General features: G+C 41.7%; 21 protein-coding genes and 1 pseudogene. 10 read left to right on the plus strand and 12 right to left on the minus strand.

What is annotated here, in order from left to right:
• From BJP37_RS30965 to BJP37_RS44085, 9 genes are all read right to left on the minus strand, one after another.
• Positions 1 to 613 (minus strand): aminotransferase class I/II-fold pyridoxal phosphate-dependent enzyme (locus BJP37_RS30965; RefSeq protein WP_143728041.1); only part of this gene is annotated, 613 nt, incomplete at its 3' end.
• 313 nt (positions 614 to 926) lie between these two features.
• A complete protein-coding gene (locus BJP37_RS30970) occupies positions 927 to 1997 on the minus strand; it encodes a peptidoglycan bridge formation glycyltransferase FemA/FemB family protein (protein WP_075904684.1) in 1071 nt (356 codons plus the stop codon).
• 91 nt (positions 1998 to 2088) lie between these two features.
• A complete protein-coding gene (locus tag BJP37_RS41735; RefSeq protein WP_198954233.1) occupies positions 2089 to 2241 on the minus strand; it encodes a hypothetical protein in 153 nt (50 codons plus the stop codon).
• A 50-nt stretch (positions 2242 to 2291) separates the two neighbouring features.
• A complete protein-coding gene (locus BJP37_RS30975) occupies positions 2292 to 2930 on the minus strand; it encodes a sugar transferase (RefSeq protein ID WP_075904686.1) in 639 nt (212 codons plus the stop codon).
• A gap of 451 nt (positions 2931 to 3381) precedes the next feature.
• A complete protein-coding gene (locus tag BJP37_RS30980; protein ID WP_075904688.1) occupies positions 3382 to 4581 on the minus strand; it encodes a glycosyltransferase family 4 protein in 1200 nt (399 codons plus the stop codon).
• 97 nt (positions 4582 to 4678) lie between these two features.
• Complete coding sequence (locus tag BJP37_RS30985; protein WP_075904690.1) at positions 4679 to 5812, minus strand: glycosyltransferase; 1134 nt, start codon at positions 5810 to 5812, stop codon at positions 4679 to 4681.
• On the minus strand, positions 5809 to 7149 hold the full coding sequence (locus BJP37_RS30990; RefSeq protein WP_143727876.1) for an oligosaccharide repeat unit polymerase: 1341 nt from the start codon (positions 7147 to 7149) through the stop codon (positions 5809 to 5811). Before BJP37_RS30990 ends, BJP37_RS30985 begins: the two co-directional genes overlap by 4 nt.
• The gene (locus tag BJP37_RS30995; protein ID WP_075904694.1) at positions 7076 to 7318 is read right to left on the minus strand and encodes a hypothetical protein; all 243 of its coding nucleotides are present in this window, start codon (positions 7316 to 7318) and stop codon (positions 7076 to 7078) included. The genes BJP37_RS30990 and BJP37_RS30995 overlap by 74 nt, the downstream gene beginning before the upstream one ends.
• Positions 7319 to 7776: 458 nt before the next feature.
• A complete protein-coding gene (locus BJP37_RS44085) occupies positions 7777 to 7908 on the minus strand; it encodes a hypothetical protein (RefSeq protein ID WP_269087094.1) in 132 nt (43 codons plus the stop codon).
• A 138-nt stretch (positions 7909 to 8046) separates the two neighbouring features.
• Here BJP37_RS44085 and BJP37_RS31005 point away from each other — a divergent pair, with 138 nt between their 5' ends.
• Entirely contained in the window at positions 8047 to 8718 is a 672-nt protein-coding gene (locus BJP37_RS31005; RefSeq protein ID WP_075904698.1) for a Uma2 family endonuclease, read from the plus strand.
• Between the two features lie 206 nt (positions 8719 to 8924).
• Here the strand turns inward: BJP37_RS31005 and BJP37_RS31010 are convergent, their stop codons facing one another.
• Positions 8925 to 10613, minus strand: a complete 1689-nt coding sequence (locus BJP37_RS31010) for a glycosyltransferase family 39 protein (RefSeq protein ID WP_075904700.1) — start codon at positions 10611 to 10613, stop codon at positions 8925 to 8927.
• A gap of 25 nt (positions 10614 to 10638) precedes the next feature.
• Between BJP37_RS31010 and BJP37_RS40345 the strand changes: the two genes are divergently transcribed.
• Positions 10639 to 10785, plus strand: a complete 147-nt coding sequence (locus tag BJP37_RS40345) for a hypothetical protein (protein WP_158069836.1) — start codon at positions 10639 to 10641, stop codon at positions 10783 to 10785.
• A gap of 61 nt (positions 10786 to 10846) precedes the next feature.
• Here BJP37_RS40345 and BJP37_RS31015 read toward each other — a convergent pair whose 3' ends face one another.
• Positions 10847 to 12046: a glycosyltransferase gene (locus BJP37_RS31015; protein WP_075904702.1), complete on the minus strand. Its 1200-nt coding sequence runs from the start codon at positions 12044 to 12046 to the stop codon at positions 10847 to 10849.
• Between the two features lie 566 nt (positions 12047 to 12612).
• Between BJP37_RS31015 and BJP37_RS31020 the strand changes: the two genes are divergently transcribed.
• From BJP37_RS31020 to BJP37_RS43010, 8 genes are all read left to right on the plus strand, one after another.
• The gene (locus BJP37_RS31020; RefSeq protein ID WP_075904704.1) at positions 12613 to 13302 is read left to right on the plus strand and encodes a glycosyltransferase family 2 protein; all 690 of its coding nucleotides are present in this window, start codon (positions 12613 to 12615) and stop codon (positions 13300 to 13302) included.
• Between the two features lie 282 nt (positions 13303 to 13584).
• Complete coding sequence (locus BJP37_RS40350; protein ID WP_158069837.1) at positions 13585 to 13752, plus strand: hypothetical protein; 168 nt, start codon at positions 13585 to 13587, stop codon at positions 13750 to 13752.
• 6 nt (positions 13753 to 13758) lie between these two features.
• The gene (locus BJP37_RS31025) at positions 13759 to 15711 is read left to right on the plus strand and encodes an ArnT family glycosyltransferase (protein ID WP_075904707.1); all 1953 of its coding nucleotides are present in this window, start codon (positions 13759 to 13761) and stop codon (positions 15709 to 15711) included.
• Between the two features lie 169 nt (positions 15712 to 15880).
• Positions 15881 to 16705 carry a metallophosphoesterase gene (locus tag BJP37_RS31030; protein WP_075906635.1) on the plus strand — a complete coding sequence of 275 codons (825 nt, stop codon included), beginning with the start codon at positions 15881 to 15883 and terminating at the stop codon, positions 16703 to 16705.
• Positions 16706 to 16828: 123 nt separating this feature from the next.
• Positions 16829 to 17071: a hypothetical protein gene (locus BJP37_RS31035; RefSeq protein ID WP_075904709.1), complete on the plus strand. Its 243-nt coding sequence runs from the start codon at positions 16829 to 16831 to the stop codon at positions 17069 to 17071.
• A gap of 116 nt (positions 17072 to 17187) precedes the next feature.
• Positions 17188 to 17823, plus strand: coding sequence for a hypothetical protein (locus BJP37_RS31040; protein ID WP_075904711.1), 636 nt, complete (start codon positions 17188 to 17190; stop codon positions 17821 to 17823).
• Positions 17824 to 18107: 284 nt separating this feature from the next.
• Entirely contained in the window at positions 18108 to 18305 is a 198-nt protein-coding gene (locus BJP37_RS43005) for a class I SAM-dependent methyltransferase (RefSeq protein WP_229415502.1), read from the plus strand.
• Between the two features lie 15 nt (positions 18306 to 18320).
• Entirely contained in the window at positions 18321 to 18701 is a 381-nt protein-coding gene (locus BJP37_RS43010) for a methyltransferase domain-containing protein (RefSeq protein ID WP_269087139.1), read from the plus strand.
• 41 nt (positions 18702 to 18742) lie between these two features.
• Here the strand turns inward: BJP37_RS43010 and BJP37_RS35075 are convergent.
• A pseudogene (locus tag BJP37_RS35075) lies at positions 18743 to 25777 on the minus strand (non-ribosomal peptide synthetase); the annotation flags it as partial.
• Between the last annotated feature and the right edge of the window lie 543 nt (positions 25778 to 26320).

Raw genomic sequence — 26320 nt, forward strand, 5'->3', positions numbered from 1 at the left:
GATGGTTTGAAACCAACATGCCGCCACCAGAGGTAGTAATAATTTTATTGCCATTGAAGGAGTAAATACCAATTTCCCCAAAGGTTCCCGGAGAGCGACCTTTGTAGGTGGCACCTAAGGCTTCAGCAGCGTCTTCAATCACGGGAATCTCGTAGCGATCGCAAACCTCTAAAATCGGATCAATATCAGCACTTTGACCATACAGATGAACCAAAACCAAGGCTTTAGGTAATTTACCCAGTCGAGCCCGCCAATCTAGAGCTTGCCGCAGTAACTCGGGATCCATATTCCAGCTAGTGCGATCGCAGTCGATGAACACTGGCTTGGCTCCCAAATAAGTAATTGCGCTAGCAGTAGCGATAAAGGTAAGGGTAGAGCAAAAGACTTCATCCCCTGATTTAACCCCAACTAGCCGTAGCGCTAGATGCAAGGCTGCTGTGCCAGAACTAACAGCAGCGGCATGGCGAGTACCCACAACTTGGCAAAATTCTTGCTCAAAGGCATCCACATGGGGACCCACTGGCGCAATCCAATTTGTTTCAAAGGCTTCTTTAACAAACTCCAGTTCCTGATCACCCATGTGGGGTGTAGACAAAAGAATTGGTTTATTCATAGGAAAATAATTATTAAGGATGAATGTAGAATGCAGAATTTAGAATTTAGAATGTAGAATTTAGAATTTAGAATGTTTAAGGGGAAAGGTTTAAGGGTAAAAATAATTTTAAATGTTAAAGGTTGTTCGCCTTTGGCGTTCGGTGAAGGGTAGGTTTAAGGTTTAAGGTTTAAATATTAATTAGCTGAAGTTGCTTCCTAACTACAGGGTTTTTCATAACTATGAGGTACACAATATTTTTTCCCTGTTCCCTGTTCCCTGTTCCCTGTTCCCTTTTAGCAATTTAAATATGCCAATCTAAATTATAAACAGCTTAATGACTACAACGATAGGCGGGGAAGAATTTAGAATGGAGGAGTTTGTCTGGATCAGTGTTTAATGCTTTGGCTCGTAAATCAACGAGATAACGATACTTTTCTTGATCAGTAATTAAACGTAGTGTCAGGAAGGTATGTCTTTGCTTGGAGAAACCCGCTTTGAAATTGTAGAGACTATCTTTTGCTCCTCCTACACCACCGCCAAGGTGCAAAAATTCATTGCCGCGTTCTTTAGCCCAGAGTCGGACAAAATCTGTTTCTAAAACACTTGGAGATTGTTTAAAAAACTGGGTTTTAGTTCCACCCAGGACAGCTTGAACGATGCCACAGCATTCTGTGTAAATACCAGCGGATATGATTTGATTATCCAGTTCAACGATACAGAGGTGAAGTTGCTCTCCTAGTATCTCTAACAGTCCGACAAAGTAATCATAGTTAAAATAATAAAACCCTGAAGCACCTACCCGATCCATAGTCTCTTGATAGACTTCAATAAATTCCTGAATGTAGTCTTTAAATGGAACCATTCTGGCTGTCATGCCAGCACGCTTACACTTATTAATCTTATTGCGATGATCTTTGCGGGTATGACTCCATATTTCAGACTCAGGGATTGTTAAATCAATGGAGATTGTCTCGCCATTGAAGGTAAACGGGTTCGGGTTAAATAATTCATTAATGTTATGATTAAGTATGGGATGAAGTCGCAAGAAGGCTGAACATACTCCCTTGGCAGATAACAAACGTTTGAATTCAGCCATTGCTGCATCAGGAAACCCTGGTGTGGTAGTGGCTGCCTCACTTAATAAAATTCCTGGATAACCATAGGGAGAGACCACATCAAATAAATCCCCTGAGTCTTGATCGCAAATGTCATCACATTTGCGAAGTAAATAAGGAACGAAGAAAATTTTATCCCCATCTGCTATTACAATTGCTTCCGGTATCCCTTGATTTCGTCTAGACTCTAGACTAAAATAGTCGGCTAGATGATAGATATCATGACGTAATTGCTTTAGGGTTTCTCCCCATAACGGGCTTAACAAATTAATAATTTTACTATCCATACTGTTCTATAAAAAACTAATGATTAAATTTGCTACTATTTCAAGACGTTACTCAAACTTCAAACACTATTGCGACATATTAATCACCCCATTATCTAATCACGTGATCATCCCATCTCCCCATCTCCCCATCTCCCCATCTCCCCATCTCCCCATCTCCCCACCTCCCCATCTCCCCATCTCCCCATCTCCCCATCTCCCCATCTCCCCATCTCCCCATCTCCCCATCTCCCCATCTCCCCATCAATTAATCACCTGATTATCATCTTGTAGCAGGAATAAATTTAATTGGTATTAACAAGAGGGAGAGCTCCCCTGAAACTCACTTAATGTAGAGTGGGTTGGGTTAACAATACCTTCGCGCTTGGTCACTTTAATAAAGGTTAGGAATAGGATTTTAAAATCAAGCCAGAGATTCCAGTTATCAACGTACCAAACATCACATTTGAATTTATTTTCCCAACTAATGGTGTTGCGACCATTAACCTGTGCCCAACCCGTAATACCAGGTTTCACCTCATGGCGGCGTGCTTGTTCACAATTGTAGCGATCTAAATACTCCACCAGTAAAGGACGAGGTCCGACAAAACTCATATCCCCTTTCAGAACATTCCAAAGTTGAGGAAGTTCATCTAAACTGGTTTCCCGTAGAAATTCACCAATTGCGGTCAGGCGTTCTTCATCCGGAAGTAGATTACCATTGCAGTCGCAATCATCGGTCATGGTACGAAATTTATAGAACTTGAAAATCCGACCATCTTTCCCCGGTCTTAGTTGGGTGAAAACAATTGGCCTTGCCATACTAAAGTAGATGGCGATCGCAATAATTAGGATAACAGGCGATAAAACAATCAGAGTGGTTGCAGCAACAAATCTGTCGGCAATATCTTTAATTAGTTGTTGTAAGTTATTGCTAGTAATTTTGTTAGTCATAGTTCATTTTTTTATCTTATTAAATAAAAAATATAACGTTTGAACTGGGATGTGTTGCCACAATGGCTATTACTAGTGATTAATGACTAATCATGCACACACTTAAAATCCCACGACTTGTATAACGTGGGATGATTTAATATCAAAGATATTCACTTGGAGATCGGGATATGGGGAGATCAGAAGATCGGGAAATGAAATTGATGTGTAACCGTAATCAGCGAGAATTGGTATTATCCCCCCGAAGATCGGCAGGTGGTCAACCTTAAACCTTAAACCTTAAACCTTAAACCTTAAACCTTAAACCTTAAACCAGTCAACCTTCAACCTTAAACCAGTCAACCTTTAACCTTCAACCTCCAAACCTTCAACCTTCAACCTTCAAACCTTCAACCTTCAACCTTCAACCTTCAAACCTTCAATAAAAACTGCTTTAATTAACCCCACCTGCTTACATAGAGTCATTGTAAACAGGCCAAAGTCCAGTGCCTAAAGGTGTCAAAATGCGATCGCTTATTGCTTCACTATACAAAGCCTCATGGAGTTCCAGAATGTTTTGTAAATCATAAGCACTCATGTGCTCCCGTCCACGTTTGCCCATAGCTAATGCGTCTTCAGGATGGTCTAATACCCAGGTCATGGCCTGAGCGATTCCCTCGATATCCCCCACCTCAACCAAAAGACCACAGTCTCCTGCCAGCAAATCCCTAGTGCCACGGATATTAGTCCCAATCACTGGTGTTTCCAGGCACAAGGACTCCATCACACTTCTAGGAAGTCCTTCTTGTTCTGAAACCAACAGTGTTGCGATGGAGGCTTGTATCAAAGTCGGAATATCCCTGCGGAAACCAAGGAAATGTACCTGATGTTTAATGCCTAGAGCTGATGCCAAGTCTTGCATTTGTTGAGTCCACTCTTCATCTCCATCTCCGGCCAATGCCAAGTGGACATCAGATCGCTCCAAACAGGCAAATGCCCTTAAAATATCCTGATGATGCTTGCGAGGGATAAACTCAGCAACTGACAAAAATAGTGGATTTTCCGGTGCTATTCCCAGCTCATCGTACACCCCCATTACCTCAGCTACAGGAGTCGCATCAAAATTGTAGTATTCCAAATCAACACCGATTCCTGGCATATAACGAATCTGTTGTGGTGGCACGATATTATAGTGTTTAGCTGCCTCTTTATCCTCATGATTAATTACTACTAAATAGTCAGTCCAATTTCCAGCCAATTTTTCCAATGTCAGGAACAAAGCATTTTTTAAAGGTTGCCCCCCACCATAGAAGTGAAAGCCATGAGCGGTGTAAATTACCCTGGGTTTTTCCTGCTTTCTCAAACCCCTTAGAGCATAACGAGTAATAAAAGCCGCTACTGGGGTATGTACATGAACAATATCATAGTTCTTCTGAGCAATTACTTCTTGGATAGTTCGTGGAGCCAACAGTAGATTCTGTGGATCCAAGGGATTGCGTGACCACTGGACATCCCAAACCTGGTCAAAAGCTGCCAAGCATTCCTCACAAGCTGAAATTCCCTGAGCCATAGCATCTACGCGCCAGCCTTGAAACCGGAAGTGGTGAGCCAAGGGAAGCAGGAAGCCACGGAGTGTATCCGGAATAGTAGTTATTATTAAAAGTTTATTCATGATTAGTTTTTACTAAACAGTAGTTATATCGATTGACAATAATTACAATCTCTATAATTAGCTATTGGAAATTATTAGTGACGGATTAGCACTAGCTTTAGCCTAAAAGTAGTTCATATAAAGTCTCATATTGACCAACGACTGAGTTAATAGAAAAGGACTCAATAATTCTAGATCTTGCTGCTTTTCCTAACGCTTTTATACCTTCATTACCCATCAAAATCAGCTCTTTCCAAGCCCTAGCCAATGCTTCTGAGTTTCTTGGGGGTACCACTCGTCCCGTATTACCCACAATCCAGGCTGAATCACCGACATCTGTTACCACACAGGGAACACAACTCGACATTGCCTCTCCAATAACTAAAGGAAAGGCTTCCCCATAGGCAGAAGCCACAGTATTAATATCTAGAGCAGCAGTAAGGCGAGGAATATCAGTGCGTTCTCCTAGTAAGTGGAAGTGATTCCATAGTCCTAAGTCCTGAATCAAGGAAGATAAAAATTTATTATTTTTATCAACCTCTGTGCCAGCCATAATAAAATGCACATCAGGAAAATTTTTGGCTAACAATGAAGCAGCCATAATAAAATTTGGGTGATCTTTCATGGGGTGATAACGACCAATTAATCCGATTAAAACCGATTGCTCAGACAAGCCTAATTCAGACCGAAAAGCTGCTCTAGCTTCCAGGGATGGTTTAAATAAAGACGTGTCAAATCCATTCGGAATTACACAGCTATTTTGCGAAGAATATCCCAAGGCTTCATGCTGTAATTTACTTTGATTAGATACAAAGCAAATTCCCTGGATAAATTTAGAAACAATAGCGCCACTTCTAATCAGTGATGCTGTCATTTTATTCTCAGAGGACAAGGAATAAACTGAATGATGAATGCTCCACAAAAGTGGAATTTTATGGGAATAAAAACTACTAGCTAATTTGGCAGCTATATTCCCGTGATACATCCACCCCTGAATTAGATCAGGCTTGAGAGTATTCACCGTATTAATTAAATTAGAGAATGCCTTTAGGGTTGGAATCTTTCCTGGTTCAAGACCAATATGAGCAACAGGTATACCCAAAGATTCAATGCGATCGCCTACCGTATCACGCCCCATTAGAGACAGTACCACTGGACTAAAGCGGTTTCGGTTGATCTTGGATAGGAGATGATATAACATCAACTCCGCACCTCCTATGGAGACTCCAGTGGTAAGGTATAGTATTTTCATAATCTATAGTTCTTTTTCCAATAAACCTTGCTAACGAAAGATAGTAATAGACCCATAGCCGCAAAAAACCAAAAATTAGCAATTAGGTAAGCCTCTGGGTCACCAAAGGTAATAAAATCTATCCAGGTTACAGCTGTTAAAATGTAAACAAATGGCATCCAGTATATTGTATGTAGCTGATTATTAAAAATAGTTTGTAGATAACGACCAATCCAACCAAAACTTAACGATATGATAATTAGTCCGATCCAAGACATACTATAGATACCAAAGGCCAGTATACCTGGTGGGATAGCAAACTCATTGGAGCCGATGATATTTGCTGTATTCTCAAAGGATAGGGTTTCTGGGAACTCCATATTAGTCAGACGCTCCGGTATTAAGGAAAGCACTCCATAGTAGATATCCAGAAATAGCCGCATTGGATAATGATTATTAAAAGCTGCATCTAGGGAATGAACTGGAAACACAAAGTTCTCTACTAGTTCGATAATGCTAAAGCTTTCATTGGAACCACTGTCCAGAGATTGTCTAAAGCGTTCCACCACAGCAACATAGCCATCTGGCAAAGCACTTAAGCTAAAAAACAGGGTTTTGCCGTGAATCAGAAACAAAGCAGCACTAGAGACAAAAGTAAGGGTGAAAGTAAAGGAAAATTTGCCATTTTTCAGGACATAAACTAAATAAAACCCGATAATGTATCTGACAAAAGGAATACGCCCAGCTGTTAAGGTTGCTGAAATCCAGGAAGCGACTACAGATAGCAAAAACAAACTAAATAGGATGAATTTACCTTTTTTTAGGTTGCTAAAAAATACCAGGGCTGCCAATAAATAAGAGGCAAAGAATGAAAAGAACATAAAATTCTTAAAAAAAACCAGGTTGCCACTTTCAACCGTGGTTGATCGAATCAGGTGGCTTTTAGCAAGGGCTACCATAACGCCACCATACTGAGAGCCATAGATTTGAATAGATAGACAAGAGAATAACAGCAGCAAAATAGCAAATACAATCACAACATTGTCACTATAGCTCTTGATAGTAATCGTTTTACCGAATTTTTCAGCTGACTTAGAATAGAAACCAATAACAATTAGAACGTATCCCACAAATATAGCAATAACTGTTTGTGGGTTGTCAGTGTATAAGGTATTTCCCCAGTTCAACTCATGCCGAGCATTCTCTAGGTTAGCTGATAAGACAAATCCTGGAAAAGCATAGACAAGAAAGAAAATCAAGTTAGCCAAGGTCAGGAAATCCAACTTACCGGTTTTTTTTCGTTTTATTTCTGTAAGCAACATCAATAAGATTAGTCCCAAGTAAGCTGTGGCTAACATAGTCAATTATTTCTATAGCAAAGGGAGTAGGGAATAGGGAGTAGGGAGTAGGGAGTAGGGAGTAGGGAATAGGGAGTAGGGAGTAAGGAGTAGGGAGTAGGGAGTAGGGAGGGTGCATCTCAGTTTTGAAAATTTTCCGTAGTGGCGTGGCAAGCTTAATTTGATGCATTAGAAACAGATGGGGGAGTGTGGGGAGTGTGGGGCGGGGGCGCGGGGAGTGTGGGAAGATGGGGAGCAAAAATCTATTGCACTATTTTAAGCTTGCCACGCCACTACAAATCCTACAAATCCTACTACTAAAACAACCATGTCTCAAACCATATTAAAACCCAAAAATACAATTCCACCCCTTGAAAGTGGAGNAATAGAAACCAATAACAATTAGAACGTATCCCACAAATATAGCAATAACTGTTTGTGGGTTGTCAGTGTATAAGGTATTTCCCCAGTTCAACTCATGCCGAGCATTCTCTAGGTTAGCTGATAAGACAAATCCTGGAAAAGCATAGACAAGAAAGAAAATCAAGTTAGCCAAGGTCAGGAAATCCAACTTACCGGTTTTTTTTCGTTTTATTTCTGTAAGCAACATCAATAAGATTAGTCCCAAGTAAGCTGTGGCTAACATAGTCAATTATTTCTATAGCAAAGGGAGTAGGGAATAGGGAGTAGGGAGTAGGGAGTAGGGAGTAGGGAGTAGGGAGGGTGCATCTCAGTTTTGAAAATTTTCCGTAGTGGCGTGGCAAGCTTAATTTGATGCATTAGAAACAGATGGGGGAGTGTGGGGAGTGTGGGGCGGGGGCGCGGGGAGTGTGGGAAGATGGGGAGCAAAAATCTATTGCACTATTTTAAGCTTGCCACGCCACTACAAATCCTACAAATCCTACTACTAAAACAACCATGTCTCAAACCATATTAAAACCCAAAAATACAATTCCACCCCTTGAAAGTGGAGATCAACTTACTCAGGTTGAATTTGAACAGCGTTATGCACGGATGCCTGATGTCAAAAAAGCGGAATTAATCGAAGGAATTGTTTATATGGCATCGCCTTTAAGAATGACCCAACATGCTAATCCCCATGCTCGTATTATGACTTGGTTGGGTACATATTGGTCAGCTACACCAGGGGTAGAAGTGGGCGATAATGCGACTGTACGTCTAGATGCAGACAATGAACCTCAACCGGATGCTTTACTAAGACTAACGGTAGATGGACAATCAAGGATTAGTGAAGACGGCTATGTAGAAGGTGCGCCAGAATTAATCGTAGAAATAGCAGCCAGTACGGCTTCTATTGATTTAAATGATAAATTAAAAGCTTACCGACGTAATCAAGTTCAAGAATATTTAGTTTGGCGGGTTTATGACGGAGAACTTGATTGGTTTAGGTTAAGGGAAGGAAAATATATTAAACTTGAACCGAATGATAAAGGCATTATCTGTAGTGACTATTTCCCTGGCTTATGGTTAGCCCAAGACGCTTTACTTACCGGAGACTTAGGCCAAGTATTAGCAATTTTACAGGAGGGATTCAACTCACCGGAACATGAAAAGTTAGTCAATAAATAGGTAAGCTATCAGCTATCAGCCGTCAGCTCTCAGCCGTCAGCTCTCAGCTATCAGCTATCAGCTCTCAGTTTTGAGCTTTGAGCTTTTAAATAAAACAAGTAAGCATTCGTTTAATCTGAGTTACGTCAGCTGACGGCTGACGGCTGACGGCTGACGGCTGACGGCTGACGGCTGACGGCTGACGGCTGATAGCTTACTGCTTAGGTTTATTGCTTTACTAGTTTCCACAGAAACGTTTTAATTTCGTAAGTTGGTTCAAGTTTATGGTTCCATTTGCCAATAAGTTCTGATTTATAGTTGTATTGTTTCTCGATTTTTTCTCGCAACTCCCTAGATGGATTATATAAAAATACATCACTGAATTCATCGGTATTTTCGGGGATAATTAACTGTTTGCTTTTTTCGCCATTAGGCATCTTTACGGATTTCTGGCTTAACCAGGAAAACTTAACTTTGGGGTCAAGAAGATAAGATAGCGATATCACTTCCATACTTTTTGTCAGCAAGAGGGGTTGCTCAGCCTGGTTAATAATTGCTGCTACCTGGGTATGGTTAGCACTAGTATACTTGTTCCACCAAAATTCCGCTTGAGAACTGATCACACAGGAGAGAATTCCACCAGACAGTAGTAAAATCATTCCGAGTCGCCATAGCTTCTGTTGCCATACTCCCTGAAAAATACTAGTTATTTTGTTAGTTATTTTGTTAGTAAATAGGTAAGCAACTGCTAGCTGAATACCAAGATAACAGGGAATTAGATAGCGAGTTACACTAGAACGCTTACCTCCGGAAATTAGATCCGGTAGCACTAGGGCTACGGCGGGAATTCCAATTAATGTCAAGATGAATAGACTAACTCGTTTGGGACTATGACGACAGAGAAAGTAAATGGCATAGCCGACTAGGATTAAGATTATTACAGAGACTACTACACTGGGGAAATTTAAGCCTTGGTTGAGATCAAAGAAATTTCGATTAATATTAATCAGCCAGGTTTGGGCTAATGATGATAAAGGAACTTCTTGGAGTGCCCATTTGGTTTTGCTGGATACCTTAGAAAGGTTACTGTTAGAAATCAGTAACCAAGGAACAAATACCATCAAAGCCATTAAGGATGATAGCCCATAGTAAACAATAATTTTACTAAAGCGGAACCGTTCTGTTATCAGTACATAGATGCCATGACTGATGGCTACTAAGATAGAAAATAAAAACGTATAAAATCCTGTCACTAACGTGAGGGCGTAAATTCCCCAGGTAGAGATAAAGTGTAGGATATCTCTAATCTTATTAGTCGTGTTTCTTCGTTTGGTTAACCGTATTGCCCGTAACAGTGCTGCACTTGATAGCAAAATCGTTACCGTCCATAAGCCATACTGTCTTGCTGCTTGGGCATACAAGACCTGAAAGGGAGAAACGGCAACTAAGGCCATAGCTACCCATCCTACCAAGGATGAATCGAATAATTCTTGACATAACCAATAGATAGCAGGAAACACCAGCAAGCTAATCAGAGCTGAAAAACTTCTCCTCACTGCTACTGAATTCCCAAATAACTGCGCCCAAAATCGCGCCATTACGTAATATAATGGGGGATGTTGAGGTTCTTCAAACGCCAATCCCTTAATGGTACCAATCAGTTGTTTTTCTGGATTTGTCTGCTGATACTTATGTAATTCTTTAATAGCGATCGCATCGCCATTAGAAATTTCGGGGATCATGTCTGACAATCGATAACCAGAAATCCTTAGGGAGGTAAAGGTTTCATCAATCCAGTAGGTTTTTTGGTCAATATTTACGAATCGAAACACTATTCCTAGCATCAACAGGATAATAATTAAAAGCCCTAACCAAGTTGATGTAAATCTACGAGTTTGCTGCAATTTGTTTACCATAGAGGTTTACCATAGATGATATTGATTGTTATGTAGTACATTCAATTTTATTACCCCTACTCCCTACTCCCTACTCCCTACTCCCTACTCCCTACTCCCTACTCCCTACTCCCTATTCCCTACTCCCTACTCCCTACTCCCTACTCCCTACTCCCTACTCCCTACTCCCTAAAACCCTTTGCTGTTGACGGTCAACAGTCAACGGTCAACAGTCAACAGTCAAGCGGTTATCGTTATTTTTGCGTCACTCGCCAGTTGAGTTTTAGATTAATCCAGAAATTCCAGAAAGTAACTGCTGCGATCGCAATAGCATTTGCAATCAGATAGTTAATTCCCAGGAGATTAAACAACAGATTCAACAACAGCACATTCAGGCACAAACCGATCAAACAGACAAGGTTGAACTTCAAAAACCGTTTCAAGCGCTTACCCCATCCCCACTGCTGACTGGCTATATCCCTAAATGTCCAGGCATCATTCCAAATAAAGTTATTCATAATGGCCGCTTCAGCAGCAATAATTTTACTGCGGGTGAGTCCCCAACCCAAACTAGCAGGGTCATGGAGTAAGTAAAGCACAGTCATATCCACAAATACCCCACTGAATCCTACTAAGCCAAAACGAATAAACCGCTCTAAAGGGAAGGGAATGCGTTTTCTAAGTTGACCAATGGTTCCGAGAGAAAACCTTAACCGGAGTAAGTGTCTAATATAGTCTAAATACTGTTTCCAGGTAACTTTGCTCTCTCCTGAGAGTCTCTCTTGAAATACATAGCCAACTTCTGCAATCTGACGAATTTTTCCCCTAGCTAGTACTTCAATTAGAATCTTGTAACCCAGAGGATTGAGGTCTTTTTCATTAATGGCACTACGGCGTACCATAAAATAACCGCTCATCGGGTCAGAAACACGACCGATAACTTCTGGTAAAATCGATAATCCTAAAAGTTGAGCACCTCTGGATAAGAAACGCCTCACTACACTCCAATCACTAACACCACCATCGTCTACATGACGACTGGCAATGGCGATATCGGCTCCATCCTCCATTGCTACCAAAAGTTTTGCTAATATCTCTGGTGGATGCTGTAAATCCCCATCAATTACCCCCAAAATTTTTCCAGTACCTGCCTTCCACCCGTGAATAACTGCTGTAGATAACCCCCGTTCATGCTGACGGCGAATTACCTGTAACTGTGGATAGTCCGAGATTAGAGCCTGGGCGATTTCCCAGGTACGATCGGGACTATCGTCATCTACTACAATCAGTTCGTATTGGTTTGGTATAGCTTCATCGAGCAAATTGCTCAGGATTCTAATTAGCTCCCCGATATTTCTACTCTCGTTATAGGTCGGAATTACCAAGGATAAGGAAGAATCGCCAAGGTGAGATTCTTCTGGTGTTATGTAGTCATTACTGGTATCCAAAGACATACTCTCTTGGTTGATGGAATTTTTTTTAGGTTAATGGTGTTAGCTGTTAGGTTTTGGGTTTTAGGTTTTAGTACTTAATGTCTAGCGCCCCTAATCTAAGGGTGCTATCAAGCCTATGACATTAATCATTAGTTTAGTTATTAGTCATTAGTTATCAGTCATTAGTCCAAATACTAATGACTAATCAGCAACGACTACCCAATCAGCCTTGAGCGTAATGGTTTAGTAGTTGCTCTATGTTGCTCTATGTTGCTCTATTTAGTTGATATATTTATAATCCTACAGTAGAATTATACTAATTTATTCAGGGTGTCAAGTAGTAAACCTCAAACTTGTCTATAAATCCTGCTGTTGTGATGAATTTTAGGGATAAATCCCATCTAATCACGGGGAAACTTCTTCCCATAACTTTATGCAACTAAGGTTATGTAAATCTTTGGTGAAGTGTTTAGTGGCTCAAATTCTATACTTAACCAAAACCTAGGGAGATTCAGCTGGGATTATGTAAAGATTATGTAAAGTTTTAAGCTAATCAAATTATTTGCTTATTATTAAGGTCTAAGCTTATGAAGCTAAGTGTTATCATACCTTGTTTTAACGAAGTCAACACAATTGCCACGGTGATTGAAGCTGTTAAAGCATCTCCCGTTAAAGAGTGTGAAATTATTGTTGTTGATGACTACTCAACCGATGGCACTAGAGAGATTTTAGAGTCATCACTGGAATCCCACATTGACCATGTGGTCTATCATCACAAGAATCGGGGTAAAGGAGCTGCGTTACGGACGGGCTTTGGCTTGGCTACTGGAGATATCGTAATCGTTCAAGACGCTGATTTAGAGTATGATCCCCAGGAATATCCGTTGTTAATGCAGCCGATTGTTGATGGCAAAGCGGATGTGGTTTATGGCTCCCGCTTTGCTGGTGGTGGTCCTCATCGGGTAGTGTATTACTGGCATATGGTGGGGAATAAATTTTTAACCATGCTCTCCAATATGTTTACGAATATTAACCTTAGCGATATGGAAACCTGCTATAAGGCATTCCGGCGTGAACTTATCCAATCTATCAAAATCGAAGAATCTCGGTTTGGCTTTGAACCGGAAATTACTGCTAAGGTTGCTAAAAAGAAATGCCGTATCTATGAAGTAGGAATATCTTACTATGGTCGCACTTACGAAGAAGGTAAAAAAATTGGCTGGAGGGATGGGTTTAGGGCAATATTTTGTATCTTAAAATACAATCTTTTTCGTTAGTCATTATCGGGAGCATGTCACTTATGCAGAAACATTAGTACGCTTATCTGGGGAATGGGAACCCACCCCTAACCCCTCCCAGGAGGGGAATATTGGGGAATGGGGAATAGGTAATAGGGGGAGCATGGGGAATAGGTAATAGGGGGAGCATGGGGAGCAGGTCAATTTGGTGAGAACCCTTGAACTACAGTGTTTTCAGGGTTTAAATAGCGTACATGAGTTATTTTAGTACTAATGTTGCTGCGAATAAGACATGCTCCCGTCATTATCTGATGGTGGGCAGTGCTACCGCCACCCGATTACAAACTTTGGAATCTCTCTGATACACTGCCCACCCTACATGAACTTTTGGTTAATCACTTACTCCCTATTCCCTACTCCCTACTCCCGATTCCCGATTCCCGATTCCCGATTCCCTACTCCCGATTCCCGTTTTCCCATTCCCTTTGAATAACTATGTTGGCTTTGCTCCCTCTGATTACCTTCACTGTTTTATTTCTGTTCATCTATCGTTACAATTCTTGCTGGCGTAGTTCCCTATTATGGGCAGCTATTACTTGGGGAGTCTTATTAACCTTTATTACTGAAGTTTTAAGTTTATTTAAGTTAATTACTTGGGGTTGGTTAGCAGGAATCTGGGGTTTACTGAGTCTGACGTTGATTGTTGCCTACTTTCGGACTGTTAAATCAGGACGAGTCACCCGCACCCAGGATTCACAACATGGAAATGCCCAAATCTCTGGTTTCTTACTGGTCTTACTTGGAGGTATAGGATTTCTGGTCGCTATCGTAGGCTTAACTGCTATGGTTGCGCCTCCCAACACCTGGGATTCCATGACTTACCACATGAGTCGTGTGCTTCATTGGATGCAGCATCACAGTGTTGCCCATTATCCTACCCATATTCCCAGACAGCTTTACCAAAACCCTTGGGCTGAATTCACGATCATGCATTTTCAACTCCTGAGTGGAAGCGATCGCTTAGCTAATCTTGTCCAATGGTTCAGTATGATTGGTAGCGTGATTGGGGTATCTCTGATTGCTCAACAACTGGGAGCGACTATACGAGGACAGATTTTTGCTGCTGTCGTCGCTGCGACTATTCCGATGGGAATCCTACAAGGGTCAAGTACCCAGAATGATTATGTGGTTTCGTTCTGGGTGGTTTGTTTGGCTTACTTTATTATTTTGACTCTCAAATCCAGAGTTAGCTGGATGAATATAGTAGGGGTTGGTGCTACCATGGGCATGGCTATTGTGACGAAAGCAACAGCCTATATTTATACATTCCCCTTATTTATCTGGTTTTCACTGATAATGATTAAGCGCCTACGTTGGCGATGGTGGAAGCCAATTTTAATGGTAGGGATTATTGTTATTTTAATTAATCTTGGTCACTATATCCGTAACTTCGACTTGTATGGCACTCCAATTGCTACAGCGTCAGAAGAACTACGATATACTAATGAAATTTTTACAACCTCAGTCTTAGTTTCTAATATTTTGAGAAATATTGGTCTTCACCTGGGAACACCGATTGGGATTATTAATGCTATCTCCAATAAGATAATTAATTTATTCCATCTCGTTTTAAGTGTAGATATTAGTGACCCCCGCACCACCTATACCGGAAGGTTTGGGATTCCTGGTGGATTATCAACTCTGGGAATTAATGCTACGGAAAACAATACCAGCAACACCCTTCATCTAGTTTTAATCGTTTTCTCCATCATCGCTTGTTTCATCCAACGACAGGGTCGAAAGCAACGCTATATAATTAGTTATATTGCTGCTATTGTTAGCATAGTTATACTATTTTGTTTCTTGTTGAAATGGCAATGGTGGAATAGTCGGCTTCATTTACCAATTTTCTTACTTTTTTCTGCAGTAGTCGGAATAGTATTGTCCCAAATTAAGCTACGTCAAGTTGCCAATGTGATAGCAGTGGTTCTGATCATCACATCTTTACCATGGGCATTATCTGGTAGAGAACGACCGCTGGTGGGCGCTAACAGTATTTTCAACACTAGCCGTACTGAGCAATATTTTAACAGTAGGTCTCGAATCAAATCAGGTTACCTCGGTGCTATTGATGTGTTTAAAAGTAGTCAATGTACAGATATTGGACTGTATTTAGGTGACAATGACTGGGAATACCCATTGTGGATACTGTTACAAGAACACACTGATTCACCAGTGAGGATTAAACATATAAACGTTAAGAATATATCAGCGAGTAAATCTGAACTTTCCAGCAATAGCCAATTTATTCCTTGTGCAATTTTTTCAACTAAACTTGAACCTGATCAAACTAACCAAGCTGAGGAAATAACTTACCAAAACAGAAGTTATACCCAAGCCTGGTCAAAAGACAAGGTCAAGATTTTTATTAATCAAAAAAAATCCTGATTTTATCCGTAATTGTAAATTATATTTTAAGCTATCAGCGGTCAGCGGTCAGCGGTCAGCGGTCAGCGGTCAGCCTTAGCTGATAGCTGATAGCTGATAGCTGATGGCTGATAGCTGATGGCTAAGCTATGCTGGAGGCAAGTGTTTAATGACCCTCACGATTAGCTGGATGAATTGGATATTTTCAGGACCGATAAGGGTAGAAAAAATCACCGTTGCGATCGCTGATTTACCTACGTCATTGCGAGGCACAAAGCTTGTACAACTATCCGATTTACATTATGATCGACAGCAGTTACGAGAAAATATCTTAGCTGACGCTATTGAAGCCGCTAATCAAGCTGAACCTGATCTAGTCGTCTTAACTGGCGACTACGTAACCAATAGCCCGACTCCTATTTATCTACTAGTGCGGCGATTGAAGCACCTGGAAAGTCGCCATGGCATCTATGCTGTACTGGGTAACCATGATTTAGTCTGGCCTCATTCCAAAGCAACAGTTACTAAGGCTCTAACTAAGATTGGTGTGAAGGTGTTGTGGAATGCGATCGCTTATCCGTTTGGAGCACAATTACCGCTAGTAGGGCTTGCTGATTTTTGGTCTGGTGATTTCAATCCTGGTCCAGTGCTCAATCAACTTGACCCCAAAACACCCCGGATTGTCTTATCCCACAACCCTGATACTGCGGAGATATTACAGCGTTGGCGAGTGGATTTGCAGTTGTCTGGTCATACCCATGGTGGTCAGATTGTGATTCCAGGAATCGGACCTGCGCCAGCATTTTTGAAAACCCTTCGGAAGTATATTCCTAGATCTGTGCAGCCCTGGATACCCTATTTGAAAGTATGTTCAAAAGTAACTCACCATTGGGAATGGTCCGAGGGTTTACATCGGATCGGTAAAAATCAGTTATACACTAATCGTGGTTTAGGCACCTATTGGCCAGGTCGTCTATTTTGTCCACCAGAAGTTACAGTAATTACATTGAATTAAGAATGTATAATTAAGAATTAAGAATGTATAATTAAGAATTAAGAATGGGGAATTAAGAATGGGGAATTAAGAATGGGGAATTAAGAATGGGGAATTAAGAATGTAGAAGGCAGAAGCCAGAGGGTGCATCTCATATTTGTAAAAAAGTTGCTAGTGGTGCTTCAGGGGGAGCCTCATTTTCCGCCTCTAGCCCTTGGTTATGTTGCTGCCCGTAACGCACCACCTTGTCAAACAACTTTTAGGAGATGCACCCAAGAGATCCTCAGTTGTATTGTCCAAGAAAAAAAAGACCTCCTAGGTTTACATCTCAAATACAAACGCTATATCCATAGGAGCGCAGGAAATGCGGTAGTGGAAGACAAGTAGTGATTTTAGCTCCCGTTACCTTGACAAGACTGTAGCCAAATCACTACATCTTTACCACTACCGCCACAGGTTTTATTTAAGATATAATTTAAATATGATTATTTAAAAAAATCATTATGGCTACTATTATTTCTCCATCAAAACTCAGCCTTAGTGACGTAGAAGATAAATTTAAGCTCCAAGAAGTAATGGAGCCAGAGTTTTTCCCAGAGTGCGTGGAAAACCTACCCCAACTAAGTGAACTAGAAAGGCAAATGCTCGATAGAGCCAAAGCTAATTACAAGTACTTGTCTAAAGATTTGGTACTAGAAGACCTAGTTAAAATGGTTGTTGTTTCTCCTTTATTGGATTTGGCAGGATTTTACCAACCGCCTTTTAAAGTTAAAGCAGAGTATGAAGTGTCTTTACCCATTGAAGATAAAGATGAAGACACAATTGTCAAAGGACGGATTGATATTTTGGCCGTGAGCAAACCAATTTGGATAGCCGTAATTGAGTCCAAACGTTCTGCTGTTTCCTTACAACCAGCAATTCCTCAAGGACTAGTTTACATGGTCAAGAGTCCCCAAACAGAGCAACCAACATTTGGTCTTGTTACTAATGGTGCCAGCTTTATCTTTATCAAGTTAGTTAAAGGCGAAACCCTACGCTATGCTTTATCAAAAGCCTTTGATATCTGGAATCCTGGCAATTATTTATATGATGTTTTGGGTATTTTGAAGCGTATTGCTGCTGTTACGGCTAAGTCTTAGAGGAGACACAAGTAAGCTATCAGCTATCAGCTCTCAGCTATCAGCTAATGTGCTACGCGCACGCTACTTGAGGTGCCATTGGACGTAGGCGAAGCTACACCGAACAGCTTTTGAATAAAATAAGTTGACCGCACCTCAAGTAGCGTGAACTTTTAACTCACGGCTGAACACTGAGCACTGAGCACTGACCGCTGAATGCTTACATCACTATATCTTTACCACGAGCCGAATTTGCTCTAAGATAATTAAGATGAATACTCTAGATACATTTGGAAATAGGAACTATGTCAACAAAAATTGCTGCTGAAGAATTTTATGATAAATTTGCTCCTACCTATGACGACGTCTTAAAAGATCCCAGTTGTAATGCACAGCATGTATATGAGGCTGCTAAAATCTTCAATCGACATAATCACCATCAAGGCAGTGTTTTAGATATTGCTTGTGGTACAGGGTTTTTAAGTGAATTGTTGGAAGGGTAGTTTGACTATACAGGGATTGATATTTCAAGTAAGATGCTCGATTATGCGGCAAAAAGGGGTTATCAAACTATCCACAAGCCGATTGAAACAGCCCTAGCTGAAATTGATAGCCAGTCCTACGATTTTGTTTTTTGTTTAAGTTCGTTACTGTGTGTCGAAGACGCCGCAACAGCGATCAAACACATCGGTCGAATTGCCCGAAAAACTAGTCTAATTAGCCTTGATGAAACAACAGAAGAATATATTAAAAACTTTGTTGTTCCAGTTTATGATCACTCTAAAATTGCCATCGAAAATGCCATCGAAGATTATTTTATTGTGGGTTGGACTTCTCCAACCCTAGGGATTACAATCCGAACTCGTATGATTTACATTGAACAAAAAAGCTCAGGATAGTCTTACTTTTGACTTGGTGTGCGGCAATACTAGAGCATCACTCAATCTCTAACTAAAACCTCTAGGTGTTTAGCTAAAATCTCAACATCGGGTGAGCGGATCATAGTATAATGATCTCCAGGAATCCTGTAAGTTTCTAGATCACCTACTGCTAAATCATTCCAACCTCGGTCTTCTGGTTCTAACTCCCTGGCACAAAATAGAACAATCCGACCGGAATAGGGCTGGGGTTGATAGCGATACATAGCCATTAGGTTGGCTTGGAAAACTCCAAACAGCTTACGCATCTGCTCCATACCGATTTCCGGTGGTAAGATATTGAGCCCTTTGGCTTCCTGAAGGATGTGCTGCAATTGCTGCTCTAGCCCTCCAAGCTTAAGGTCCTCAACCGCAATCGGCAGTTCTGTACCAAAAACACTACCCAAATCCTTAGCTAGAGAGCTTGCCATCATCTGTTGATCCACTTGTTTTGGTTGGTCAATAGCAACAGGTGAATAGCTATCGATTAATGCTAGCAGAGCCACTTCCTCCCCAGCAGCAGATAATTGTTGAGCCATTTCCCAAGCGATAATACCTCCTAATGACCAACCTCCCAAATAATACGGCCCGACCGGTTGAATAGTTTGCAAGCCTTCAATGTAGCAACTGGCCATATCCTCAATTCGGGTTAATGGTTTAGACTCACCAAATAAACCAGGGGATTGCAACCCGTAAAAGGGTTGGTTATTTCCTAGATAACGAGCTAACTGTGCATAACAAAGAACATTGCCCCCAACAGGATGAACACAGAAGAAAGTAGGTAAGTTTCCTACCTTGTTAATAGGAACTAGGGGAGAATAAGATTGGTTCTCAGTGGTATTGACCAGAAGACTAGCTTGGTTTTCAATTGTCGGTTCCGTGAACAGGGTAGCTAAAGGTAAATAAGTTCCAAACTCCTGCTTAATCCGAGCCATCAGACGAACTGCTAACAGAGAATGACCTCCAAGCTCGAAGAAGTTATCGTTAACTCCAACTGGGTTGACATTGAGGAGATCAGACCAAATTTGAGACAGTTGCAATTCCAGGGAGTTACGGGGTGAAACAAAGCCAGCGTCTTGAGGTCGATTAGATGTATCTAATTCAGGTAAAAGGCGCAGATCAACTTTGCCATTGGGGGTTAACGGGAGTTTGTCCAAGAAGGCAAAGGCAGAAGGAATCATGTAATCCGGTAATTTTTGTTTCAGAAACTGTCGCAATTGGCTACTAGTTAGCTCTTGTTCTTGCTCGGAAACAATATAAGCCACGAGACGTTTCTGGTCGGATTGGTCTTTCCTGGCCACAACTACTGTTTCCCCCACAGCTGGATGTTGACCTAAGACAGCTTCAATTTCTCCAAGTTCGATGCGGAAACCGCGAATTTTAACCTGATTATCAATGCGTCCAATAAATTCGATGTTGCCGTCACTTAAATAGCGAGCCTTATCTCCTGTTTTATACAGACGTTCCCCTTCTTCTTGGCTAAAAGGATTAGGGATGAATTTTTGGGCTTGTAAATCAGGACGATTGAGATAGCCTCGGGCTAACCCTGCACCACCGATGTGTAGTTCGCCAGGGACACCAATAGGAACTAGTTGCAGATGGCTGTCGAGAATATAGATTTGGGTATTAGCGATTGGTTGTCCTATGGGAATTGACTCTATCGTCGTCTCAAGTTGTCTAGAAATAGGATAATAACAAGTAAAAGTCGTGCTTTCTGTCGGGCCATATCCATTAATGATTGTTGTCAATGGCAGAGTTTCAAGTGCTTTCTGAACGTGAGCCACCGAAAGTGCTTCCCCACCAATGAGTAGTTGTTTAATTCCTGACAATGCTTGCGGGTCATCATCAATAATAGAGTTAAACACAGCAGCCGTCAGCCACAAAATAGTAATGCCATGTTTGTGGATTTCTTGCCTCAGATTTTTAGCAGTGGGAATATTTTCTGGGAAAAGAACGCATCTAGCACCATGCAACAAAGCGCCCCAAATCTCGAATGTGGAAGCATCAAAAGAAATTGGAGCCATCTGAAGAAATCTGTCTGTTGCATCTAGATGAACGTAATTTACGCCAAACAAAAGACGGTTAACGCCACGATGAACCACTTCCACCCCTTTAGGCTGACCTGTTGATCCCGAAGTATAAATCACATAAGCTAAATTGTCAGCGCTGGCTGTGCTGTTGAGATTATCTTGATTGGCTTGGTTAATCCTCTGCCAGTCAGTATCTAAACAGACGATACCCCCTTGATGTTGAGGAAGGGATTCTAGGAATTTCTCTTGAGTCAGCAATACTTTGACTTGAGTGTCTTCCAGTATAAAGCTTAAGCGTTCTTGGGGATACTTTGGATCAAGGGGCACATAAGCTCCACCTGCTTTGAGAATGCCCAACATTGCCACAATCATTTCCAGGGAGCGCTCCACACACAACCCAACTAGCACATCTGCTTCCACACCCACTGAACGTAAATAGTGGGCTAACTGGTTAGCCTTGGTGTTCAGCTGTTGATAAGTCAGTTGCTGATTTTTAAAAACTACAGCTACAGCATCCGGTGTCCGTTCTACCTGCTCCTCAAACAACTGATGGACACATTTATCTTGAGGATAGTCACTATTGGTATTATTCCATTCCACCAATAGCTGCTGGCGTTCCGCTGCTGTCAGCAACGGTAACTTTGAAACTTGTGCTTGTGGATTAGCAACAATACCTGCGAGCAAAGTCTGGAAATGCCCTACCATCCGGACAATAGTTTGCTGATCAAACAAATCACTATTGTATTCTAACCTGGCCTCAATTCCTGACTCAGTTTTTTCCATTAAGAGGGTCAGATCAAACTTGACCATAGCACTTTTTAGTACTAAAGGAGTTAATGTCAAACTAGCCAACTCTTGCTTCTGGATTTGGGCTTGCTGAAACCCAAACATGACTTGGAATAGAGGGCTATGGCTGAGGGAGCGCTCTGGTTTTAAAACCTCTACCAGTTGTTCAAAGGGCACATCTTGATTAGCGTAAGCATCCATTGCACAGCTACGCACCCTAGCCAGTAACTCCAAGAAACTGGGATTACCGGATAAATCATTACGCAGCACTAGAGTATTAGCAAAAAACCCAATTAGGGGTTCAATTTCTTGGCGGGTGCGGTTAGCAATAGGAGAACCAATGGCAATATCCTCCTGAGCACTATAGCGATAAAGTAACGTTGCCCAAGCTGCCAGTAGTGTCATGTACAGCGTTGCTCCTGAAGCTTGACTTAAGGCTTGCAGTTTCTGAGTTAACTCACCATTGAGTTCAAAGTCCAAACTACTACCTTGGGAAGTTTGTACCGGAGGACGGGGGCGATCTGTCGGCAATTCTAGCAGTGTTGGTATTCCAGCTAACTGTTTTTTCCAGTAGTTCAGTTGATTTTCCAGCACCTCTCCAGTAAACCATTGACGCTGCCAACTGGCAAAGTCCCTATACTGGATGGGAAGTTCTGGTAGTGGGGAAGGTTGTTGTGAGCAAAAAGCCGAATAAAGTGCTGATAATTCCTCAATAAATACTCCCATTGACCAACCATCCCAGATAATGTGGTGAATGGTCAGTAGTAGGACATGCTCTTCTTCCCCTAAGCGCAATAAACTTACTCTCAACAAAAGCCCTTCAGCCAGGTCAAAGGGACGTTGAGCTTCTTCAACTGCTAACTGTTGGAGCTGGGCAAATTGTTCGGGTTCGGTCAACTGTTGTAAATCAACGATGGGTAACGTTATCTTCAGGTGAGGTGAAATAACCATTACTGGAGAACCATCCACCATCGTAAAGTTGCTACGCATAACCTCATGACGGTTGACAATTTCTGTTAAGACTTGTTCTAGGATAGTCACATCAACAGAGCCACGCAGATGTAGAGCAGTTTGCTCGTTGTAGACAGAACTGCTCTGTTGGAGTTGTTCCAAAAACCACAGTCGTTGCTGAGCAAAAGATAGGGGTAATTCTTCTTTATTAGCAACCACTTGTATCGGAGGTAGCAGCTGATTCTGTTTACTGGTGGTGCCTAGAATTTTCGGGCTGAGTTTAGCTATGGTAGGGTCTTCAAACAAGTAGTGTAAAGGCAACTCTACTGAGAAAGTATTCCTGATTCTCGACAGCAGTTGGATTACTTGTATTGAATCTCCTCCCAAATGGAAGAAGTTGTCGTAAATACCGATTTCTTCTAATCCCAACACTTCACCCCACATCCTGGCAAGGCTCTCTTCTGTGGGAGTACGAGGAGCAACAAAATCAACTACCAAATCGCGACGAGACTTATTTGGTGCAGGTAGAGCACGTCGGTTTATTTTACCACTAGGTGTTAGGGGCAATGCTTCCAAAACTACAAAAGCAGCAGGAATCATATAATCCGGTAGCTGTTCTTGTAAGAAATTGCGTACTTGGGACACCAATTGGGGATTTTTCTGGACTAAGTTGGGCTGGTTAGCATAAGTACTCCAAGGTTTGATGCCTTTTTCTTCCCTAGGTACAGTAATTTGGCTATCTACGACTGCCTCTGAACCCTGTTGCTTAAACACTACATCATAGTAACCATCGGCACCATTTCCACTCCAGGTCAGGTTAATGGCATAAGGAATCTCAGATTGCAATGACCACCAGTCTTCTGGCTCTACTCCCTTCTCCTGCAGCTGGTCTAGCAACTCCCCTACGGTTCCAGGACAATTAGGACTGGCTAAAGTAGCGATCGCCTGCACATCTGACCAAATCCTAGCATTGGGAACGCGGTTAACTACCAGGATTTCAGGGTTTGTTTCCAAAAGTTGCCTTTTGATATCAGACAAGGTAAGTCTATCTTTGAGCCAGTCAAGACATAGGGGCGCAACTGCTGAAGTATCAACCTTTGGACCGACATGAATAATCGCATCGTATCGGAAGCGAGTTAGCTCATTTTGATAGTGTCCCCGTTTGAGCTGAATTTCTACATGGCTAATTTCGGGGAGATGTTCCTCAAGGGCTATAAAGAAAGCTGGAGCGATGGTTAGTTTCTTAGTTTCAGCTATTCTTTCCTGGATGCGATCGCGCAGCACCATTGTAGACTCAGAAGAGGGAGCTTGATGTAACTGAACCGATGTATGGAAGGCTTCGAGTAAAGGGAAACTCTCCACATCCCCAATAAAAATACTACCCCCAGGCTGGACTAACTGCACCACTTTTTCGATGACGGACACCAGGTAGTCCATGTTGGGGAAAAACTGGATCACTCCATTAATTACTACTGTGTCAAAGGTTTCGGAGTCTATTCCTGCTAAATCATCTGCTGGACTATGGCTAACCTTGACCAATTTCTCTAAAGGACTATGGCTAATCTGCTCTTCGATATAGCGGAGTCCTTGAGCAGCAATATCTGTACCCCAATAAGATTGGCAATGGGGAGCAACCCGAAACAATAGTAAACCTGTACCGCAACCAATTTCTAGTATTCGTTTGGGGTGCAAGGAGAGAATCCGCTCTACTGTATGGTCAACCCACTCCCGCACTTGTTCTTCTGGTAAGTTTTTTCCGGTATAGCTATCGTACCAGCCACCAAGATGAAAACCAGCTTCCCAATCATCTGATGGCTTACTGTAGGCTTCATCCCATACTTTTTCCCATTGCTGAACTTGCTCTGTTTCCACAGGTGCAGATTCGGATTCCCCAGGTACAAGATAAGCCACTAAACGTTTGTCTTGGTTATCTTCTCTAGCTAAAACCACAGCCTGCTTCAGGTTGGGGTGTTGGCTTAGCAATACTTCAATTTCCCCTAATTCGATACGGTAACCCCGAATCTTAACTTGGTCATCCAAACGAACCAGAAACTGGATATTACCATCCGGTAAGTACTGAGCCAAATCCCCGGTTTTGTAGAGGCGATCGCTATCTGTCTTTACTTTGTTAAACGGGTTAGCAATAAATCTTTGGGCAGTTATTTCCGGTCGGTTCAGGTAGCCTCGCCCTAGACAAACACCACCGATGTATAATTCCCCCTCCACTCCAGCTGGAACTGGTTTTAGGGACTGATCAAGAAGATAAATCTCGGTATTGGCAATAGGACGACCAATGGCAGGAAGTGCTGGCCAACTGCTTGGGGAACCTTTTAGGGTAAAGGAGGTGACCACATGAGTTTCTGATGGGCCATAGTGATTGTGTAGGGTACAATCGTTTAGCTTCTCGAACAAGTTAGCGATCGCAGGAGTAATCTGCAACTGTTCCCCTGCAGTAATTACTTCCCCTAGACTTGCCGGAAATATTCCGAAAGTCTCGGCCACTTCAGCAATTTGTTGCAAAGCCACAAAGGGAAGAAATAGTCGAGCCACCTCTTGTTCTGCTAGTAAATTTAACAGAAATACTGGGTCGCGTCGCACGTCTTCCGAGATTAAAACCAGTGTTCCCCCTACACACCAGGTCGAGAAAATTTCTTGGAAGGAAACATCAAAACTTATCGGGGCAAATTGCAGTGTTTTGCTATCGTTGGCAACTACAGTATGTTCCAGTTGCCACTTGATCAGATTAACTAGGGAACGGTGGGGCATGGCTACCCCTTTCGGCTTACCTGTAGAGCCGGAAGTGTAGATAATATAAGCCAAGTTATCAAGTGTCAGGCTGCTAGTAGGATTTTGTTCCTTCTGGGTAGAGATGATTTCCCAATCTGTATCTAAACAAATGACACTAGCTTGATGTTTCGGTAATTGAGAGACTAATTGGCTTTGAGTCAGCAATACCGATGCCTGGGAGTGGTCAAGCATGTAGGCTAGGCGCTCTGGGGGATAAGCGGGGTCTAAGGGCACATAAGCTCCACCTGCTTTGAGAATTGCCAACAGTCCCACCACCATCTCAACAGAACGCTCTACACAAATCCCGACTAACACTTCAGGTTCGACGCCCAAACTTTGTAAATGGTGCGCTAATTGATTCGCTTTAGCATTGAGGGCTCGGTAGGTTAGCTGCTGGTCTGCAAAAACTACAGCAACTGCGTCCGGTGTTCGTTCTACTTGTGCTTCAAATAGCTGAGGAATACAACGGTAGTTGTCTTGCTGATTATTAAAGTTAAGGTTCATCTCAAAAATTTTTACTGCTTCCTATACTTTCCACAACTGCGGATTTTATCTCTTTTACTCCCGCTGTTTTGGGGGCTGGTTCTGATTTTAAATTAGCTTAATTTATGACCCTGGTTATTATAACACTTCACCGGATACTATAGAAGTATACTGTTGAATCTGGAGAGCAATGGTGAGGTAAAGTATACCATTATTGCTAGTTTGTCAAAGGGATAAGATGCCATTGATAGCGTTTATCATAGTAATCCTGTATACAGGATTGTTTCCCTGTTCCCTATTCCCTATTCCATAAACTACCATTTTTTTGTATCTAAACCTAGGGATAGCTGTTATAATCAAAAATTATAATATATCAAAATTATGTAAAATTATGTCCAAAATAAATGGTGCTGAAGACTATTATGATAAATTTGCAGCCAAGTATGACGAGGTATTAAAGGCTCCCAGTTCTAATGTAGAGTATGTGAATGAAGCGGTTAAAATATTCCATCGACATAATCACCATCAAGGCAGTGTTTTAGATATTGCTTGTGGTACAGGGTT

Source organism: Moorena bouillonii PNG (assembly GCF_001942495.1).
Lineage (GTDB): Bacteria > Cyanobacteriota > Cyanobacteriia > Cyanobacteriales > Coleofasciculaceae > Moorena > Moorena bouillonii.

Excerpts from the sequence above, each read along its gene's own strand:
- BJP37_RS30970 (WP_075904684.1), bottom strand. The coding sequence starts at position 1,997 with ATGGATAGTAAAATTATTAATTTGTTAAGCCCGTTATGGGGAGAAACC.
- BJP37_RS41735 (WP_198954233.1), bottom strand. The coding sequence starts at position 2,241 with ATGGGGAGATGGGGAGATGGGGAGATGGGGAGATGGGGAGATGGGGAG.
- BJP37_RS30975 (WP_075904686.1), bottom strand. The coding sequence starts at position 2,930 with ATGACTAACAAAATTACTAGCAATAACTTACAACAACTAATTAAAGAT.
- BJP37_RS30980 (WP_075904688.1), bottom strand. The coding sequence starts at position 4,581 with ATGAATAAACTTTTAATAATAACTACTATTCCGGATACACTCCGTGGC.
- BJP37_RS30985 (WP_075904690.1), bottom strand. The coding sequence starts at position 5,812 with ATGAAAATACTATACCTTACCACTGGAGTCTCCATAGGAGGTGCGGAG.
- BJP37_RS30990 (WP_143727876.1), bottom strand. The coding sequence starts at position 7,149 with ATGTTAGCCACAGCTTACTTGGGACTAATCTTATTGATGTTGCTTACA.
- BJP37_RS30995 (WP_075904694.1), bottom strand. The coding sequence starts at position 7,318 with ATGCATCAAATTAAGCTTGCCACGCCACTACGGAAAATTTTCAAAACT.
- BJP37_RS44085 (WP_269087094.1), bottom strand. The coding sequence starts at position 7,908 with ATGCATCAAATTAAGCTTGCCACGCCACTACGGAAAATTTTCAAAACT.
- BJP37_RS31005 (WP_075904698.1), top strand. The coding sequence starts at position 8,047 with ATGTCTCAAACCATATTAAAACCCAAAAATACAATTCCACCCCTTGAA.
- BJP37_RS31010 (WP_075904700.1), bottom strand. The coding sequence starts at position 10,613 with ATGGTAAACAAATTGCAGCAAACTCGTAGATTTACATCAACTTGGTTA.
- BJP37_RS31015 (WP_075904702.1), bottom strand. The coding sequence starts at position 12,046 with ATGTCTTTGGATACCAGTAATGACTACATAACACCAGAAGAATCTCAC.
- BJP37_RS31020 (WP_075904704.1), top strand. The coding sequence starts at position 12,613 with ATGAAGCTAAGTGTTATCATACCTTGTTTTAACGAAGTCAACACAATT.
- BJP37_RS31025 (WP_075904707.1), top strand. The coding sequence starts at position 13,759 with ATGTTGGCTTTGCTCCCTCTGATTACCTTCACTGTTTTATTTCTGTTC.
- BJP37_RS31030 (WP_075906635.1), top strand. The coding sequence starts at position 15,881 with ATGAATTGGATATTTTCAGGACCGATAAGGGTAGAAAAAATCACCGTT.
- BJP37_RS31040 (WP_075904711.1), top strand. The coding sequence starts at position 17,188 with ATGGCTACTATTATTTCTCCATCAAAACTCAGCCTTAGTGACGTAGAA.
- BJP37_RS43005 (WP_229415502.1), top strand. The coding sequence starts at position 18,108 with ATGTCAACAAAAATTGCTGCTGAAGAATTTTATGATAAATTTGCTCCT.